Source organism: Rhodococcus sp. IEGM 1366 (assembly GCF_033142425.1).
Lineage (GTDB): Bacteria > Actinomycetota > Actinomycetes > Mycobacteriales > Mycobacteriaceae > Rhodococcus_F > Rhodococcus_F globerula.
Genome location: NZ_JAWLRZ010000001.1, coordinates 387,746 through 405,649 on the forward strand (window position 1 = coordinate 387,746; position 17,904 = coordinate 405,649).

Consider the following 17,904-nt stretch of genomic DNA (forward strand, 5'->3'; position numbering starts at 1 on the left):
CTGTTGCCCGCCTTCGTTTACGGTCGATACCCGACTGTATGAAACGCGATGTCGACGTACTTCTCTGCCAATTGGGACGGCGACATCGGACCACCGGTCTGGAACCAACGTGGTAAAGATTGAGCCATTCCGAGTATGGCCCGGACGGTTTCCTCGGTGTCGGTGACCGAGAAATCTCCTGATGCCACACCGTCATCGACAATCCTGCGCATCAGCAATTCGAGCCGCTTGCGACTGGCCGCGTATCGGCTTCGGCTTTCCGGCGAGACATGCCGGATCTCGGTGTCCAGCGCAGCGTGATGCGCCCGATGAGTCATGTACAGAACGATCGCCTCGACCACCAGCGCAAAGCGCTCCACCGGTTTTTCTCCGGCTTCTGCTTCTGCCGCTTCGGTTCTGGTATTCAGTTCGCTCATCGATACGTCGAACAGTGCGACCAGAACGGCCTCTTTGTTCGCGTGGTGATAGTAGAGCGCGGGAACGGTTACCCCGACACGGTTGGCAATCTGCCGCACAGTTGTGCCGTGGTAACCGTTCTCGTCGAACAGTTCCAGCGAAGCCGTCAGGATGTCACTCATCAACAGCGGCGGAAAAGACCTCCAGTCCACTGCTACCGAATCCACACTCATCGCTTCGCCAGTCATCTTGCCTCCGAAATTACCGCGGTGCCATACGGATTGCGCCGTCGAGGCGGATCGTCTCACCGTTGAGCATCGGGTTGGAGACGATGTGCGCTGCGAGTGCACCGTACTCGCTGGGGTCACCCAAGCGGGAGGGGTGCGGCACCTGAGTACCGAGCGACGCCTGAGCCTCTTCCGGCAGGCTGGCGAGCAACGGCGTCTTGAACAGGCCAGGAGCAATTGTGTTGACGCGGATCAGCAACGACGCGAGGTCGCGGGCGATGGGGAGCGTCATACCGACAACGCCGCCCTTGGATGCGGAGTAAGCAGCCTGGCCGATCTGTCCGTCGTATGCTGCGACCGAGGCGGTGTTGATGATGACACCCCGCTCGCCGTCGATGGGCTCGGTCTTCGAAATACGCTCTGCGGCAAGGCGAAGCACGTTGAACGTGCCGATCAGGTTGACGTCCACGACCTTCTTGAACGCATCGAGGGGGAATGCGCCCTTCTTGCTGACGGTCTTGATGGCGTTGCCGATTCCGGCGCAGTTGACCGTGACGCGGATCGGTCCGAGCGTCTCCGCGAGATCGAGAGCGGCCGACACAGCTGCCTCGTCCGTGACGTCGGCCGCAGCGAAGCGAACGCGGTCGCCGAGTTCCTTGGCGATGGCCTCACCGTTGGAGGACGGCAGGTCGATGATGACGACGCTGGCGCCGTCGGCGAGAAGGGCTTTGGCGGTGGCCAGGCCGAGCCCGGAGGCTCCACCGGTGACGACGGCTACGCTGTCGTTGACGATCATGAAAAGATTCCTTTCGAGAGTTCTTGTGTGTCAGATACGTTCGATGATGGTGGCGTTTGCCATGCCGGCGCCTTCACACATGGTCTGCAGGCCGTAGCGTCCGCCGGTGGCCTCGAGGTGGTTGACCATCGTGGTCAGCAGACGCGTACCGGAGGATCCGAGTGCGTGCCCGAGCGAGATGGCGCCGCCCCGCGGGTTGAGCTTGGCCGGGTCGGCACCGAATTCGTGAGCCCACGCGAGCGGAACGGGAGCGAAGGCTTCGTTGACCTCGTAGGTGTCGATGTCGTCGATGCTCAGACCGGCGCGAGCGAGCACCTTGTGGGTGGCCGGGATCGGCGCGGTGAGCATGAAGATCGGGTCGTCGCCCATCACGGAGAACGAGTGGAAACGGGCGCGAGGTGTCAGACCCAGCTTGGAGGCCATCTCTTCGCTCATGATCAGAGCGGCCGAAGCGCCGTCGGTCAGCGGCGACGAGTTTCCCGGCGTGATGGTCCACTGCGCCTCGGGGAATCGCTCCGCGTACTCGTCAGAGTAGAACGACGGCTTCAAACCAGCCAGGCCCTCGGCGGTGGTCGATGCGCGCACAGTCTCGTCGACGGTGTGCGAAACGGTCTCACCAGCGGCATTGGTCACCGAGATCGGCACGATCTCCTTGTCGAACAGTCCCTGCGCCGCCGCAGCCGCAGCGCGCTGATGGGACTGAGCCGAGAACGCGTCGAGCGTGTGCCGGTCGAACTTCCACTTCGCCGCAATCAGTTCAGCCGAAATGCCTTGGTTGACCAAGCCCTCGGGGTAGCGAGCGGCGATACCGGGACCGGATGCGTCCTTACCCATCGAGGTGAACCCCATAGGTACACGGCTCATGGATTCGACACCGGCGGCAATCACGATGTCGTACGCCCCGGCGATAACGCCCTGAGCGGCGAAATGTGCTGCCTGCTGGCTGGATCCGCACTGGCGGTCGATCGTAGTGGCAGGCACGGATTCGGGGAACCCAGCCGAGAGCACGGCCGTTCGGGTGATGTTCAGTGCCTGCTCGCCGGCCTGACCGACACAGCCGCCGATGACGTCGTCTACCAGCGCCGGATCGATGCCGTTGCGCTCGACGATCGACCGAAGTACGTGGGCCAACAGTTCGACGGGATGTGTCCCGGACAGTGCCCCACCTGGCTTGCCCTTGCCGGATGCGATCCGGACTACATCGACAATCACTGCCTTGGTCATCTTCTTCGTTCCCTTCGAGGACGTGCACTTGAGACGGTCCGGCACCCAAGACGCATGCATCAGGCACCGGACCGAGATCGTGTTGCGCAAGCCAACCACTGACTTAGCGCTCGTTAAATAGCTATCATGCCAGAGATGCCGGCGTCAATGGCAACCACTGGGATCGATACCGGGTGGACAGGGGGCAAGGAGGGCCCAGCGACGGAGTCGGCAGCGCTACGTTCGACCGAGCGGTAGCCCTAAACCAATGGGCCCGAGATGTCCTCACCAAAAGGAATTAGCACCAAAGTATTAGGAACGCGATCCCGCATTCAAGCCACCTCTATGAATCGAGATTCCGGACTTCGTCAAGAGACAAAAGAAGCACTCTTCGCGGTGGTTCTGCACAACTTTACCGAAGGTTATGAATAACGCGTAGCTCATCAGCGCATTTACTACAGGGGAATGAGCGACTCGCCTAACGTGTCGAGAGAAAGAAGAACACTGAGAACACGAAGGCCAACACGATCATCGGGAGACGTCCTGGTTGAATTATGCCCGATTTGCCGCGGGGTAACTATCCGATGATCTGGCCAGCAGTGGGAATGACTGCCTTTACAGTCCAACCATTGTCGTTTGGCCCGGCGAGAAGGGTTCCGCCCAGAAGGGTGACGCGTTCACGCATCCCTGAAATGCCCAGACGCTGACCGTCTGTCGCGGGCGTTCCTCTGTCGGCAATATTGGTGACATCGACGCTGATCGAATCGCGCTCACGTCGCACAGTCACTGTCGCGGAACTTTCCGGCGCGTGGCGAAGAATATTCGACAATGCCTCTTGCACAACGCGATAGGAGGACAGTTGCACAGCACTGTCGAGTTCGGTGAAGCTATCCTCCAGATCGAGTTCCAAGGACGGTATGGACGCTCGACATCCCTCCACGAGTTCCGGAATATCGGCGATCATCGGTTGTGGGTACTTGGGATCGGCCTCGCCCAACCGCAGAATCCCCACAGTTTGACGCAAACTGTTCAGGGCCCGATCGCCATGGTCGATCACACCACCAAGCAGTGCCTTAGCTTGCGCCGGGTTGGAGGAAAACAATTTGTCTGCCGACCTCGCCTGAATGAGCAGACCAGTGAGGTGATGAGCGGCGACGTCGTGCAATTCGCGCGCCATATTCTGCCGTTCCTCTGTGATCGCATCGCTTATTCGGGCTTCGCTGTTCAACTGCATTTGCTCGATGGCTGCGGCGCTGGCGGACGATTGCGACCGATATCTCTGCACAACTTTCCCGATAACGATCATGATCGCGTAGCTGGTCATGATATTCACCGCGGGTGCGAACAAGAACTCTGGCAAATCCCCAGCCGGAACCTGGGCAAGCGTCATGCTTTCACCAGCGTCGCCCGGTCGAAATCTGGTCGTCATCCACAGATCAGCGAGCATTCCGGCAATCGTCAGTAGTACCAAGCGACTTCCGGTAGTTCTCCCAGCCATGACGATGATCGCAAACCAATACAGCGGAGTGGCCGCTGCTACTCGATCTTCGAACAGCACGGCTAGAGCGACGGTGCCGACGAGAGTCAGAAGATACATCCACATCGGATGCCTCCGACGGAAACATGCGGCCACTGTCATGACAGTCAGAATGAGCACTGTCGTGATGAGAACAACCGGGTCGTCCGCGGCCGGCTCTCCCGAATAGCCACTACCCCGCGCCACCGACCAGGTTGCAACGAACATCCACACGAGACTGAGAATTCCGGCAGTGACTGCCAAGACAGCTGGGTTCCGCGATAGAATTCCGCGAGCACTCAGCGAGAGCTTCCTGACCCGCGCCGGTTTACGGCGAATGTCTGCCACTGACTGTTCCCCTACTTCATTTCTCGATCAAGTTTTGCGCGCATTCGCCGTCCTCAAAGTACGCCATACCCTCGTTTATTTACCCGATACTTCGGCAACGAGTACTTTCAGATTCCAGAACGTCGCACGAATGCATCTGTGGCAGAGGGCGATACAGCGCCAATGACCCTGAGCAGGCCGGCATAGCGTGGATACAACTCGATCGGACGCGTTTCGATTGCCCGCAGGATCCACGACGCTGCCTGCTCCGCGGTCAATGCCGGTTGGCTGACGTATTCGGCGGTGGGCGCAATCATCGGCGTGCGAATCAGTGGAAATTGCACGGTACTGACGGCGACGCCCGTGCCATGACACTCGGCGCCGAGACTACGGCCGAAGGCACTGAGCGCAGACTTCGACGCGTGATACGCACTGAACCGTGGCATCACGCCGGCGCTCACACCCCACGTCCCGACGTTGACAATATGTCCGGCACCGGCCTCGAGCATTGACGGCAAGAGTCGAAGCGTCAGCCGCGCCGGACCGAAGTAGTTGAGCGCCATCGTGCGCTCGTAATCATGAAACCGTTCTACGGAATCGGCGGCACTGCGGCGGATCGAGCGGCCCGCGTTGTTGATCAAAACGTCGACGGTCCCGAACTGGTCGGCTATCGCGTCGGCAAGTTCGTCGACGCTTTCACCGTTCGAGAGATCCGCGGGTAGAACGTGAGCCCACCCTCCCTCTCGGTGGATGTCGTCACGCACGCGCTCGAGTTCGTCAGTGCCTCGGGCAACCAGGATCATCTCGGCACCACGAGCAGCCAACATGTGCGCGGTTGCCTCCCCGATACCGGACGACGCCCCGGTCAGCACGATGGTTCTCTCCGAAAGGTCGACGCGGGGGCGCGGAAGCAGCGAACCAAGCCTCGTGGGTGGATTCAACACGAAATTGCCCACCAGCCTGCTGATCATCGTCATCGCCTGTCCTTTTCTATAGGTTGACGAGATTACCGAGCAGTAAGTTATTGCGCGCTCATACGCCAGAAGATCGCGGAAACGCCCACGAAGCAGCAGGCAAAGCGTCGACCCACAAAGCTACTCACCAGTAGCTCATGCCGCTTGTCGATCGAGAACTGTCTGGGACTAGCTTTTCCTGATACCTGTGGTTACATTAAAGCCAGACCGAGTGCCTGCGATCACACGAACCGGCCCTCGATACCACCGAAACCGCACGTAAGACCAGCGGTGACCGCGACAAAGAGGGAGACGCACATGACGCTGACAACGCCGTTCGACAAGAACGCGGAAGCATCCGACGACTCGTACAACGAGACACTTCGCCTCCTGTCCGAAGGATCCGTGAACAAGCACTTCGATCCGTATCTCGATATCGACTGGGATGCCCCCGAATTTGCGGTCACGCCCGGCGATACGCGCTGGATCCTCCCGGCTGAGACGGATCCGCTCGGCGCCCACCCGTGGTACCAGGCTCAGCCGATCGACAAACAGATCGAAATCGGGATGTGGCGTCAGGCCAACGTCGCGAAGGTCGGCCTGCAGTTCGAGAACATCCTGATCCGCGGCATGATGCAGTACGTTTTTTCACTTCCCAACCAGTCGGCCGAGGCACGCTACTGCACTCACGAATCCGTCGAAGAGTGCAACCACACCATGATGTTCCAGGAAATGGTGAACCGCATCGGCGCCGACGCTCCGGGCATGAATCGCGTGATGCGCATGCTGGCGCCGTTCATCCCACTTGCTGCCGGCCCCTTCCCGGAACTCTTCTTCGTGGGTGTCCTCGCAGGCGAAGAACCTATCGACCACATCCAGAAGAGCATCCTGCGCTCCGGGGGCGAGATCCACCCGATCATGGCGTCCGTCATGGCAATTCACGTTGCCGAAGAAGCGCGTCATATCTCGTTTGCGCACAAACTTCTGAGCCGACGCATCCCGCTGATGTCGCGGCCGAGCCGCTTTGTCCTGTCGCTCCTCTTCCCGATCACCATGCGAATCCTGTGCGATGCCATCGTGATTCCACCCAACACATTCTGGAAGCAGTTCGACATCCCGAAGTCCGTCAAGAAGGACCTGTTCTGGGAGCTACCGGAATCGCGTCAGACGCTGCGCAACTACTTCGGCGACGTCCGCATGCTCGCAACAGAGACGGGTTTGATGAACCGCGCGTCGCGATTGGTGTGGAAGGCCTGCAAGATGGACGGCCGCGCATCACGTTTCCGCAGCGAACCCCACCGCAGCGCACACAACGCTGCCGCCTAATCCGAGATCGGACCCAACCGCCATGCCACACGTAGTCACGCAGTCCTGCTGCAGCGACGCCTCGTGCGTCTACGCCTGCCCGGTCAATTGCATTCATCCGACGCCGGACGAACCGGATTTCCTCACCGCCGAGATGTTGCACATCGATCCACAGGCCTGCGTCGACTGCGGCGCGTGCGTCTCGGCCTGCCCGGTCGACGCCATTGTTCCCGAGTCGAAACTGGCTGAACCGCAGCGGGTTTTCCTCTCGATCAACGCAGATTTCTACAAGGAGCAGCGGCCCCGCCCGTTACTTGCCAAGGTGATCCCGGCCGCGACCATCGACCAGGGGCGTCCGCCGCTGCGAGTTGCGATCGTCGGCTCCGGTCCGTCCGCGATGTACGCGGCAGACGAGTTGCTCACGCAACCCGGTGTGCAGGTCAACGTCTTCGATCGGCTACCCGTTCCCTACGGCTTGGTTCGCGCCGGCGTGGCACCTGATCATCAGAAGACCAAGCAGGTCACGCGACTGTTCGACAAGATCGCCGCGCAGCGGGGTTTCGAGTTCTACCTCAATGTGGAGATCGGTAAACACCTCACTCACGACGAACTTCTCGAGAACCACCATGCCGTTCTCTACGCAGTCGGCGCTTCATCCGATCGCCGCCTTGGCATCCCGGGCGCAGACCTCCCCGGAACTGCGTCGGCCACCGATTTCGTGGCCTGGTACAACGGTCATCCCGATCATGTCGACGATGTCTTCGACCTTTCACATCGGCGGGCCGTCATCATCGGAAACGGCAACGTCGCACTTGACGTTGCCCGCATTCTGACGGCAGATCCCGAAAAGCTGGCCGGCACCGACATCTCTGCTCACGCGCTCGCAGCGTTACGGAAGAGTCGGATCGAAGAAGTAGTGATCGTCGGCCGACGCGGAATTGCGCAGTCTGCCTTCACCGTTCCCGAGTTCACCGGCCTGTTGGCGCTACCGGATATCGAACTGTCCGTCGGCCCAGACGACATGGTTCTCGACCCGATCACCGAGAAAGCCGACTCACTGCCGCACGCTGTCGAGCAGAAACTCCGACTCCTCGAAGCGCTGAAGAATCGCGATCATGTCGAAGTCGGAAGCAAACGCATCACTTTGCGCTACCTACTGACGCCAACCGAGATTTCCGGTGAGGACCGCGTCAGCGGGATCGAATTCGAGCGCAACAAGCTTGTCGACGCCGACGGGACTGTCCGCATCGAACCCACCGGAGATACGGAAACCATCGATGCCGGCCTGGTACTCACGTCCATCGGATACCGCGGTGTACCCATCGCGGGTGTTCCATTCGACGAGCGCGCCTCGGTTATCCCGAACGAGGGAGGCCGCGTCAGCGAGGCACCCGGCGTGTACGCGACGGGCTGGATCAAGCGCGGACCAAGCGGCTTCATCGGCACCAACAAATCCTGCGCACAGGAAACCGTCCGGATGCTCGTCGACGACTTCAACCACGGACGTCTGCGTACCCCGGCGCCCGACACTGCTGCCCTCGATCGGCTGGTCCGGGCGCGACAGAATGGCGTCGTCGATCGAGCCGGTTGGCATGCCATCGACAAAGCCGAAGTCGATCGCGGCGTCGCGCACGGACGCGTTCGGGAGAAGATCCTCGACCAGGGTGAAGTGTCGTCCATCGTCGGAGCTGCAGGCCAGGTGAAACCACCACGTCGAAAGCTCTGGAAAGCGTCCCACTGACCGAAAATTTCGCCCCATCTGCGCTGCTTATCGTGTAATACTGCAACCTGTTCCAGTAAGCGGCACAGCGAGCCACGATCCTCGGATCCGGCACGCCCACCAGATGAGGTTTGCATGAGCGAGACTGCAACGTCGGCACCGAGCGGCAGCGTGACACCTGCGGTGGAGGGTTGGTTTACTACCGGCCCCGAACCTGCTCTGATCGGCACAAAGTGCCAATCCTGCGGCACCATTTCCTTCCCGCGCGAGACCACGTTCTGCAAGAACCCGAGCTGCTCGGGTGAAGAGTTCGGCGACGTCGAACTTTCCCGCCGGGGCACGGTCTGGTCGTACACCGACGCGCAGTACCAGCCGCCGCCGCCGTACATCCCCAGCTCCGACCCGTACGTGCCTTTTGCACTGGCCGCCGTCGAATTGCCCGAGGGCATCGTCATCCTCGGCCAGGTAGCCGACGGATTCGGCGTCGACGATCTCAAGGTGGGTAATACCGTCGAATTGGTAGTCGAGCCGCTGTACACCGACGAAACCGGAGTTCGTACGACGTGGCGCTGGAAGCCTGTCGCCGCAGCTGATCAGGAGTCGCAGTCATGAGCAAGGACGTCGCAGTACTCGGTGTAGGTATGCACCCCTGGGGCAAGTGGGGCCAGTCGTTCGTGAAGTACGGCGTTGCCGCCGCACGCGCCGCCCTCGCTGATTCCGGCGTGGACTGGAAGGATGTCGACTTCATCGTCGGCGGCGAAACCGTCCGCAACGGATACGGCGGATACGTCGCCGGAGCCACGTTCGCTCAGGCCCTCGGCTGGAACGGCGCTCGCGTCGCCACGTCGTACGCAGCGTGCGCGACGGGTGCGCAGGCACTCGACACAGCTCGCGCCCGAATCCTGGCCGGCCTCAGCGAAGTTGCCTTGGTCGTCGGCGCAGACACCACGCCGAAGGGCTTCCTCGCTCCCGTCGCCGGTGAGCGTTGGGACGACCCGGACTGGCTGCGCTTCCGCCTCATGGGCATGACCAACCCGGCGTACTTCGCACTCAATGCGCGTCGACGCATCGATCTGTACGGCGCCACCGCCGAGGACTTCGCAAACGTGAAGGTGAAGAACGCGAAGCACGGACTGAGCAACCCCAACGCGCGTTACCGCAAGGAAGTCACCGTCGAGAACGTGCTGGCATCCCCCGTGGTGTCCAACCCGCTACACCTCCTCGACATCTGCGCCACTTCGGACGGCGGCGCAGCCATCCTGCTGACGTCCATGGAATACGCCCGCAAGATGGGCATCGCCGAACCTGTTCGTATCAAGGCGATTTCGACGGTCACTCCGACGTTCCCGCAGACGATCATGGACATGCCGAACTTCTCGACCGACTCCAGCTCCGCGGTCTCGGCTCCGGAGCGCACGTTCAAGGAATCCATCGGCTACGCGGCGTACGAAGAAGCCGGCATCTCCCCGGAGGACGTCGACGTCGCCGAGGTCTACGACCTCGCCACGTCCGTCGAACTCGACTGGATCGAAGACCTTGCACTCTGCAAGCGCGGCGAAGCCGAACACCTCCTGCGCGCAGGCGACACCACCATCGGTGGCCGCATCCCGGTCAATCCGTCCGGTGGCCTCGCCTGCTTCGGTGAAGCTGTTCCCGCCCAGGCACTTGCGCAGGTGTGCGAGCTCACCTGGCAGCTGCGCGGACAAGCCGAAGGCCGTCAGGTCGAAGGCGCCCGCATCGGCATCACCGCAAACCAGGGCCTCTTCGGCCATGGCTCCTCGGTGATCGTTTCCGCTTAACCCGCCTTACTGTCGTGGCGGTCGCACACTTAACTGTGAGCGGCCGCCACGATCACGTCTGCGACCGCACCCGGCTGCGAGACCAGCGAAGCGTGAGACGTCGGGAGTTCGCTGGTGGTCGCGCCCATCCGGTTTGCCATGAACCGTTGTGCTGTAGCCGGAATCACCCGATCGTTACCAGCCACGAGGTACCACGTCGGTGTGTTCGCCCAGGACGGCGGACCGCCGAGTTCAAGGTTTGCCCAGAGCGCCGCAGACTTTTGATGCGCCAACATCGTTGCCGCAGTCTCGTCCGAAACATCTTGCGCAAAAACCGAATGGAAGTATTCGTCGGTCACATATCCGTCGACGTTCTTACCGCCAATCGCGTGAGCGTCGTCGACGATCTTCAACCCCAGTGCGGGAGGTAGTAATTGGCTGCCCGGGAACCGAATGGGGTCGATCGTGATCTGGACCGGCTCACCCTCCACCGGAGCAAAGGCCGCGATGTACACCATCGACTGCACCTTGGGATCGTGGACATTGGTGATCACGGCGCCCCCGTACGAATGTCCGACCAAAACTACCGGACCGTCGATATCCGCGACGGTCTTCTCGATCACTGCCGAGTCGTACGACGGCCCCCGCAGCGGATTATCCGGAGTCACAACCTCATACCCGCGCGAACGCAAATCGGCGGCCACACCATCCCAGCTTGTTGCGTCGGCAAAAGCCCCGTGGACCAGGACCACGGTTGGCTGGGGCGCGGCACTCGCGCCGCCGGAACCGAGGATGATTCCAGCAGTCGACACCACCACTACCGACAGAATTGCGGTGAATACACGGGAAATCTTCATGTGTTTCCTTCGAGTCGGATGGGCGATCAGCTCGGGCGAGACATCACGCCCAGCGGAATACCCCCATCCCACCGATGAAAACCGACGGGTCAGAACTCCGTATTGATTCCGTCAGCGCCGAGAAGTCAGCAAGGCGACAACATCGGCCTGCCCTAGATTCTGCGCGTTCTCCAACGCTGTCCGTCCGCGTGCGTCCCTGATCTCCTGATCCGCCCCGGCGTCGAGCAGTTGCGTGATCACATCGAGGTAGCGCGCCGAACCGTCACCGTAGACAACAGCCTCGAGCAAAGCCGTCCACCCCGGGTCGTTGATGTGATTGACAGGCACTCCGGCCGCGATCAGCATCCGAACCGTGTCGACGTGCGCGTGCTCGCTGGCGGGAATCAAAGCGGTGCCACCGAACCGGTTGACACTGTGGACATCCGCTCCGTGACTGAGCGTCAACGCGAGAATCTGGTTCAAACCTTCCGCTCCGGCGTACAGGAAGGCCGAATCCTGAATGAAATCCTTGGCGTTCACGTCGGCACCGGCCAGGATCAGGGCGGTTGCCGCCTCCACGTCGTTGGATTTGGTGGCCGCGATCAACGCCCGCTCGGATTCAGGAGTCGACTGAGCCGGGGCAACCGATGGCTCTGATGACGTAGATGCTTCGGCAGAAGCGACGGGCGCCGAAGGGGAAGTTGCAGGTGACGCCGCCGAACCACAACCAGTCACGGCAAGAACAACGCCTGCGGCAAGAACGATTCCCGACTTCCGATTCACCGTTCACAGTGTTCCACAATCGGAAATGGCCGATACACCTCAGACCGGGACCTTGGTCACCATCATCTTGCCCGCTGATTAGCAAACGTCCGGTTTGGGTAATTGTCCTAACGGGACTACACCGCGTCGCACTCACCAACTTCAGGAGTTTGATGAGCAGCTCGGTTCGTGCATCCGTTTCGACGGCTAAATTGTCGGGTCCAGTTATAGCCGCGCGCGAAAACGAGAACCGCTTCCGTCCTCCGTCGGCGATCTCCAACGTCATCTCGCGCCCCCGTCTGCATCGAAAGCTCTCAGCCGCACATCACGCTCGCGCGGTGAACTTACTGTGCGCCCCTGCTGGGGCAGGCAAGACACTGCTGCTGGCCGACTGGGCCCGTAAACAGGCTCCCGCAGCGGTTTCCTGGCTGACGTTGGCGGAGCGTGAGAACAACGCGCAAGTATTGTGCACCTCCCTCGCCGAAGCACTGGCCGCGCATGTCGACCCCGTCGCATGCGGTGCACCGACGCAGTTCTGGCACTCCCGCTTCATGAAAGCGATCGAGGCCAGCGGAGAATCGATCACGCTGATTCTCGATGACGTTCATGCCCTTCACGATCCGATGTCGATCAGCACCCTCGACCAGGTTCTCGCGGACGCACCGCCGAACCTCACGATCGTTCTCGCGGCAAGGTACGAACCGCCTTTGACCTGGCATCGACTAGCCCTCGACGGTCGTCTGACTCGATTCGAAGCACATGATCTTGCATTCGACAGCGACGAAATCAGCGTGTTGTTAGGCGAATACGACATCGAACTGGACCAACGACAGCTTGCACTCATCGAATCGTTCACCAAGGGATGGGGCGCCGTGGTTCGGTTGGCTGCTACCTATCTCGCAGGACGAGGTGACACCGCGGATGCCGTCGACGAATTCACACACACCCCCAGGCCTGTTGCCGATTTCCTGGTAGACGAGGTCTTGGCCGCACTCCCCACCCATCTCACGAGCTTCATGCTCAAGACCTCTGTGGCCGAAGCATTTTCCGTCGACTTGGCAGAGGCGATCACCGACGAAGACGCAGTGACAGAAATCGACACACTGATTCAGTTCAATTTGCCACTCACACGCACCGATTCAACCGATCACACAACTTGGTTCAGTTACCATCCACTGCTACGCGAACACCTTCGCGCAGAGTTTCGCCGGGTCGATCAGAACGAACGCATCCGAGCGCACCATGAGGCCGCAACGTGGTTCGAGGCGCATCAACACGAACTCGAAGCACTCGAACTCGAAGCCTCCATCGGTGATCCGGAACGTATTATCGCCTTCCTCGATCGCTGCGGCCTCGGGCTCGTTCTGGACGGATACGGCAGCGATCTGACCCGAATACTCGAGTCGGTACCTACTCTCGTATCCGAGTCACCGCGCACTCGAATGCTCCTCGCCGCCTCAGCCCTCCACAGCGGTGACGTGACTACTGCCAGGACGTACCTGAATTTCCTCGAAACTGCGTCATCCGGGCTGGATCGCGACCCGCTGTTCTGCGCGTTGAAGCTGCAGGCTCTATACGCCGGCGCGGGATTCGACACCGCAGTCGCCGGGCACGCCGAACGGCAACGCAGCACTCATTCCGACATCGAAGCGTTTGCACACCTGCAAACTGCGACCGGATACTTCCTCGACCGCGACTTCGAGCGCGCAAGCACCGAATACACCGAGGCCGCCGCACTCGGAGTGCTTCGTGGCCGAAGCAGTTTAGTGTTGAGAGCCCTCACCGGTATCGGATTCTCGGCCGCCATGAACGGCGACATCGAGGCGATGATCGCCCACATCACACACGCCCTGACCTACGCTGGCGAGCACAATCTCATGGGCACCGCGGAGTACGAGTTGGCAACATCGGTAGCAGCCCTTGGCACATATCTCTGCAGTTCACCGGATCTCCCGTATCGGATCCCCACCATCGAAAACTGCCGCCAGGCAGATGTTCTCGGCGTCAGCATGCCCGCATTCGGCTGGCACAGTGTCATCACTTTCGGATTGTGTCGACTCGACACCTCTGACGATCGACGTTCGACTGCCGCGGACATCCGTGATGCCATGATCAAAGCCATCGAACTGGGGACCTTCCCGATCGCGACATCCGCACTGCTACCGACCGTGGTCAGTGTCTGCCTCTCGGTGGGCGAATTGGACTGGGCGAGCCGGCTGATACACGACGCGACACAGCAATTCGGCGCTACCACCGAGGCACACTTGGCGTTGTCGTCTCTGCGACTGGCCGGCGGCAAGCTCACCGAGGCACAGGCCGAGTTGACCGCCGCTGTGGAATCACCCGAACACCCACTACTCGCTCACGGCATCTACACATCGGTGTTGCAATCCGTCATTCATTCCGCCAATCACCAACCACGCAAGGCATTTCGATCACTGCACGACGCATTACGCGCCGCCGAGCACGGAAACCTTCTGCGCCCCTTCCTCGATTACGGTCGCGCCCTGCGAGGAATCCTTGATGATTTCACCGGACATTTCGGAGACCAAGAACTGTTTGCCGAACGCGTACGGTCACACCTGCAACCACATGAACTTGCCATCGCTCCGATTCTGACTCCGGGCGAGTACACGGTACTGCGCGAACTCGCTTCGGGCGACACCACGGAATCGATCGCGGAAACCCTGTTCCTCTCGGTCAACACCATCAAGACCCACCTGCGCGGGATCTACCGCAAACTCGACGTCAGTAATCGTCGCGACGCTCTGAAAGCCGCGCGGCGTGGCGGACTCATCTGAGCAGACGCGCCGCCCGAAGCGCATGCAGTTGCCCCCGCAGATCTACAACGACACCCGCGACCGCATGAAGGTGTGGGTGACCGTCACACCACGTCGACGGCTCGCATCGCGCGTTACGTTCGACATCGTCGAAGTCGGGTTGGTGGACAGTGCGATGACCCTTGCGGCGCAGGCATTCACGTCCCTGCTGCCGGTGATGATCGCCGCATCAACCCTTCAACGTCTGCAACCACTCTCGGACGCAGCGCGCGACAATCTCGGCGCCGAATTCCCACCGAGCGATGTCACCACCGGATCCGCGACAGCTTTCGGCATCGTGGGTCTGCTGATGCTGCTGATCAGTTCGACGTCGTATGCCCGAGCACTGGGTCGGATGTACGGGCGGATCTGGCATGTACCGATTGCCACGCTTCGACAAGCCTGGCGGTGGCTCGCCGTCGTTTTTGTCATCGCAGGTTCGGTTGCCATCGCCGCGGTGTGTCACAAGCTGGATTCGATTCCCGCAGTGGGTCAATTGCTCGGATTCACGGCCGTCTACGGCGTATGGGCACTGGTCTGGACATTGGTTCCGATGCTGCTGACAGCCAACCGGATGACCACCCGGATGTGCATCGGCTCCGGGCTGTTGACGGCCACCGGCCTGAGTGCCCTTCACGTTGCCAGCACCCTCTTCCTTCCGCGGATCACGCGCACATCGCAAGACCAATTCGGTCTTCTCGGAGTGATGTTCACCCTCATCAGTTGGTTGTTCGTCTTCTCCGCGATTGTTGTCGTCGCCGGAACGATCGTGGGATCAGTTGCCAAAGACGACGGGCCGTTGGGGCGTTGGCTGCGAGGATCGTGAGCTCGAGTCGATCATGAACTCCGGCGATCATTGGGATCAGCCATGGCTTCCGCAACGCTCGGGTAGACATCGAGTTTCACACCACCACCAGGCGTACCGGCAAGAACGTCCCTGAACTGCCCAACGTCGCGGGCCACCCTGAACACGATGTTCTTCCGCGCCAGCGAATCCCGCAACTGTTCGAGCATTTGCGCACCGCTCACATCGATGAACGGTGACGTCTCGGCGTCGAGGATGATCATGGACGTACCGTCGGTGACAAGATCGTCGATCCGGTCTCGAACATGATCGGCGTTGGCAAAGAACAGGCCGGCTTCCACCCGCACGACGATCACGCCGTCGGAAGGCTGCAATTCCGGATGAGCTGCAATGTCCACCCATCGCGAGCCACTCTTGGCCAGTTCTGCCACATGCGGTTTGGAGACGCGGTACAGAAGCAGCAACATCGACACGGCGATTCCGATGATCAAACCCGGCAATGTGTCGAAGAGCAGCACACCGAACATAGCCGCTACGGCTGCCGCGAAATCGGCACGAGCCGCCACGCCGTAGATGCTGCCCAACCGCTTGGTCCACACCCGGTACAGCGCTGCGAGAGAGGAGAAGTCGACCAACTCGACCACCGCGGCGATCACCACGGCAGCGAGTGTCGCTTCGGGCAGTTTCTCGAACAACCCGGTGAGAAAGAGAAGTGTCAGCACCGTGAGCACTGCAACCGTGAGCCCACTGACCTGCGTCTTGGCTCCGGCCCCACCATTGACTGCCGTCTTGGAGAGACTGCCGTTGACCACCATGCCCGAGCACAGGCCGGCTCCCAAGTTCGCGGCACCGAGTCCAGTCAGTTCCCGGTTCGCGTCGACGGTGTAACCGGCCTTGGCTGCGTATGTCTTTGCTGCGCCGAGACCTTCGGCAAAACCGATGAGCAGCACGCCGATGGCCGGACCGATCAAGTCCAGGTAATCCTCGGCTCGCACTCCCTCCGGTAGCCCGACGCTCGGCAGCCCCGCGTCGATGTGGCCGACGATCTCGATGCCCCGATCGTCGAGGCCGAACAGTGCAACCGCCGTGATACCCAGCAGAACGACCAGGAGTGACCCTGGAACCAGCGGCAACCACCGCTTGACCGCCAACACCAAAGCCAGGCTGAGTAATCCGACAAAAACCGTGAGTCCGTCGACGCTCCCCAACTCACGCACAACCGTCGCGGCTTGTACGAAGAAATTACCTTCGCCCTTCTCGACGCCCAGTAGCTTCGGAACTTGCCCGATGATGATGGTCAGCGCCAACCCGACGATGAACCCCTTGAGCACCGGTTCGGAGATGAACGAGGCGATGAATCCCAGCCGCACAAATCCGGCGAGCAACCCGACCAGACCGGTGACGACGGCAAGTCCGACAGACAGGGCAACAAAACGTGAGTCGTCGCCACCGGCAAATGGAGCGATCAATGCAGCAGACAATGCCGCGGTTGCCGACATCGGACCGACAACAAGGTGGCGTGAACTACCAGCGGCCGCATACAGAACCAGCGCGGGCACTGCTGCGTAAAGCCCCACAACGGGTGGGACGCCGGCAATGGTGGCGTATGCCAGGGCTTCCGGCACCAGCACCGCCCAGACCGTGAGGCCGGCAATGATGTCGGGCCGCAGCCACGCACGTTGGTAGCCGGCCAGTGAACCGAAGACAAGCGGGGTGTGAGTGTGTCGAGTGCTCATAGTCCTTGGATCCCTTTGCTTATCTGCATTGCCGAGATCAAGATCAGCAGTCCGACGTTCAGCAGATGGGTATTGGTGGCGATCCACGTCCGAATTCGCTGCAACGGCTCTGTTGCCTTCTCCTTTTTGATCAGGAGCAGTGCGACCGGCACTGCGACCGAACTAGCCGATACCAGCGCGAACACAACAGCGGATGCCCACTCCGCGGACGGTGCTGCGCTGCTCAATCGAAAATTCATGGCCGCCGCTATGGCACAGGACATGTCGATGGGATTGAGTATGAAGAGAGCAAAGCCGAGAACACCGCAGCGCCCCGGTGAGAAGTGTTCCACCGATTGCAGCATCTTCGGCAGCTGAGGGGCTGCCGCGACAATGTCACCCGGTCCGGTTGCCGCCGCCATTGCCTGCATCCGCCGATGACTACGGGTGTACACGAACCAGGCCCCGCCCAGAAGTACCGTTCCGAGGATCAAGTGCAGGATAGGTACCCACAGCGGCGGGTGTGTGCGCTGATGAACTTCCAGCGCTGTCAATATCGCAAACGAGACGGCCAGCGACACAATGATTCCGAGGAACCATCCGACGAGATACGCAATGCTGTTGATCCGCGCCCGCTCGGAGAACAACACTGCGACCACAGCCACTATCGCCAGTGGGCTCATGATGATGCCGAGCGCCAGCGGAATCTGCTGCAACAACAACGACCCCATGACTACCTCCGCTCG

Annotated in this window: 15 protein-coding genes; 6 read left to right on the forward strand and 9 right to left on the reverse strand. The window is 60.9% G+C overall.

Going from position 1 to position 17,904, the window contains the following annotated elements:
• Window positions 1-17: 17 nt before the first annotated feature.
• The 5 genes from R4P64_RS01930 to R4P64_RS01950 all read right to left on the reverse strand — a co-directional run bounded on the left by R4P64_RS01930 (window position 18) and on the right by R4P64_RS01950 (window position 5,442).
• Window positions 18-644 (reverse strand): TetR/AcrR family transcriptional regulator, encoded by a 627-nt coding sequence (locus tag R4P64_RS01930; protein WP_317543242.1) that lies wholly within the window; start codon window positions 642-644, stop codon window positions 18-20.
• Window positions 645-657: 13 nt separating this feature from the next.
• Window positions 658-1,419, reverse strand: a complete 762-nt coding sequence (locus R4P64_RS01935; protein WP_045065589.1) for a 3-hydroxyacyl-CoA dehydrogenase — start codon at window positions 1,417-1,419, stop codon at window positions 658-660.
• 30 nt (window positions 1,420-1,449) lie between these two features.
• A complete protein-coding gene (locus tag R4P64_RS01940; RefSeq protein WP_317819051.1) occupies window positions 1,450-2,643 on the reverse strand; it encodes an acetyl-CoA C-acyltransferase in 1,194 nt (397 codons plus the stop codon).
• Between the two features lie 556 nt (window positions 2,644-3,199).
• Entirely contained in the window at window positions 3,200-4,366 is a 1,167-nt protein-coding gene (locus R4P64_RS01945) for a sensor histidine kinase (RefSeq protein ID WP_317819052.1), read from the reverse strand.
• 227 nt (window positions 4,367-4,593) lie between these two features.
• On the reverse strand, window positions 4,594-5,442 hold the full coding sequence (locus R4P64_RS01950) for an SDR family oxidoreductase (protein WP_394855606.1): 849 nt from the start codon (window positions 5,440-5,442) through the stop codon (window positions 4,594-4,596).
• A 294-nt stretch (window positions 5,443-5,736) separates the two neighbouring features.
• On the opposite strand from R4P64_RS01950, the gene R4P64_RS01955 reads away from it, so the two are divergent.
• The 4 genes from R4P64_RS01955 to R4P64_RS01970 all read left to right on the forward strand — a co-directional run bounded on the left by R4P64_RS01955 (window position 5,737) and on the right by R4P64_RS01970 (window position 10,242).
• A complete protein-coding gene (locus R4P64_RS01955; protein WP_233366274.1) occupies window positions 5,737-6,744 on the forward strand; it encodes an AurF N-oxygenase family protein in 1,008 nt (335 codons plus the stop codon).
• Window positions 6,745-6,766: 22 nt separating this feature from the next.
• Entirely contained in the window at window positions 6,767-8,464 is a 1,698-nt protein-coding gene (locus tag R4P64_RS01960) for an FAD-dependent oxidoreductase (protein ID WP_317819053.1), read from the forward strand.
• A 114-nt stretch (window positions 8,465-8,578) separates the two neighbouring features.
• Window positions 8,579-9,055, forward strand: a complete 477-nt coding sequence (locus R4P64_RS01965) for a Zn-ribbon domain-containing OB-fold protein (RefSeq protein WP_033233702.1) — start codon at window positions 8,579-8,581, stop codon at window positions 9,053-9,055.
• Window positions 9,052-10,242, forward strand: a complete 1,191-nt coding sequence (locus R4P64_RS01970) for a lipid-transfer protein (protein WP_033233703.1) — start codon at window positions 9,052-9,054, stop codon at window positions 10,240-10,242. Before R4P64_RS01965 ends, R4P64_RS01970 begins: the two co-directional genes overlap by 4 nt.
• Before the next feature lie 29 nt (window positions 10,243-10,271).
• Here the strand turns inward: R4P64_RS01970 and R4P64_RS01975 are convergent, their stop codons facing one another.
• Both R4P64_RS01975 and R4P64_RS01980 read right to left on the reverse strand, forming a co-directional pair.
• Entirely contained in the window at window positions 10,272-11,078 is an 807-nt protein-coding gene (locus R4P64_RS01975) for an alpha/beta fold hydrolase (RefSeq protein WP_045065592.1), read from the reverse strand.
• Window positions 11,079-11,189: 111 nt separating this feature from the next.
• Window positions 11,190-11,840 carry an ankyrin repeat domain-containing protein gene (locus tag R4P64_RS01980; protein ID WP_317819055.1) on the reverse strand — a complete coding sequence of 217 codons (651 nt, stop codon included), beginning with the start codon at window positions 11,838-11,840 and terminating at the stop codon, window positions 11,190-11,192.
• Window positions 11,841-11,992: 152 nt separating this feature from the next.
• On the opposite strand from R4P64_RS01980, the gene R4P64_RS01985 reads away from it, so the two are divergent.
• A complete protein-coding gene (locus tag R4P64_RS01985; protein ID WP_317819056.1) occupies window positions 11,993-14,620 on the forward strand; it encodes a LuxR C-terminal-related transcriptional regulator in 2,628 nt (875 codons plus the stop codon).
• Entirely contained in the window at window positions 14,604-15,464 is an 861-nt protein-coding gene (locus R4P64_RS01990; RefSeq protein ID WP_230590098.1) for a hypothetical protein, read from the forward strand. Before R4P64_RS01985 ends, R4P64_RS01990 begins: the two co-directional genes overlap by 17 nt.
• An 11-nt stretch (window positions 15,465-15,475) precedes the next feature.
• On the opposite strand, the gene R4P64_RS01995 is transcribed toward R4P64_RS01990, so the two are convergent.
• Window positions 15,476-17,179 (reverse strand): SulP family inorganic anion transporter, encoded by a 1,704-nt coding sequence (locus R4P64_RS01995; protein WP_033233706.1) that lies wholly within the window; start codon window positions 17,177-17,179, stop codon window positions 15,476-15,478.
• A complete protein-coding gene (locus tag R4P64_RS02000) occupies window positions 17,176-17,889 on the reverse strand; it encodes a GAP family protein (protein ID WP_317543264.1) in 714 nt (237 codons plus the stop codon). Before R4P64_RS02000 ends, R4P64_RS01995 begins: the two co-directional genes overlap by 4 nt.
• Window positions 17,890-17,904 lie beyond the last annotated feature (15 nt).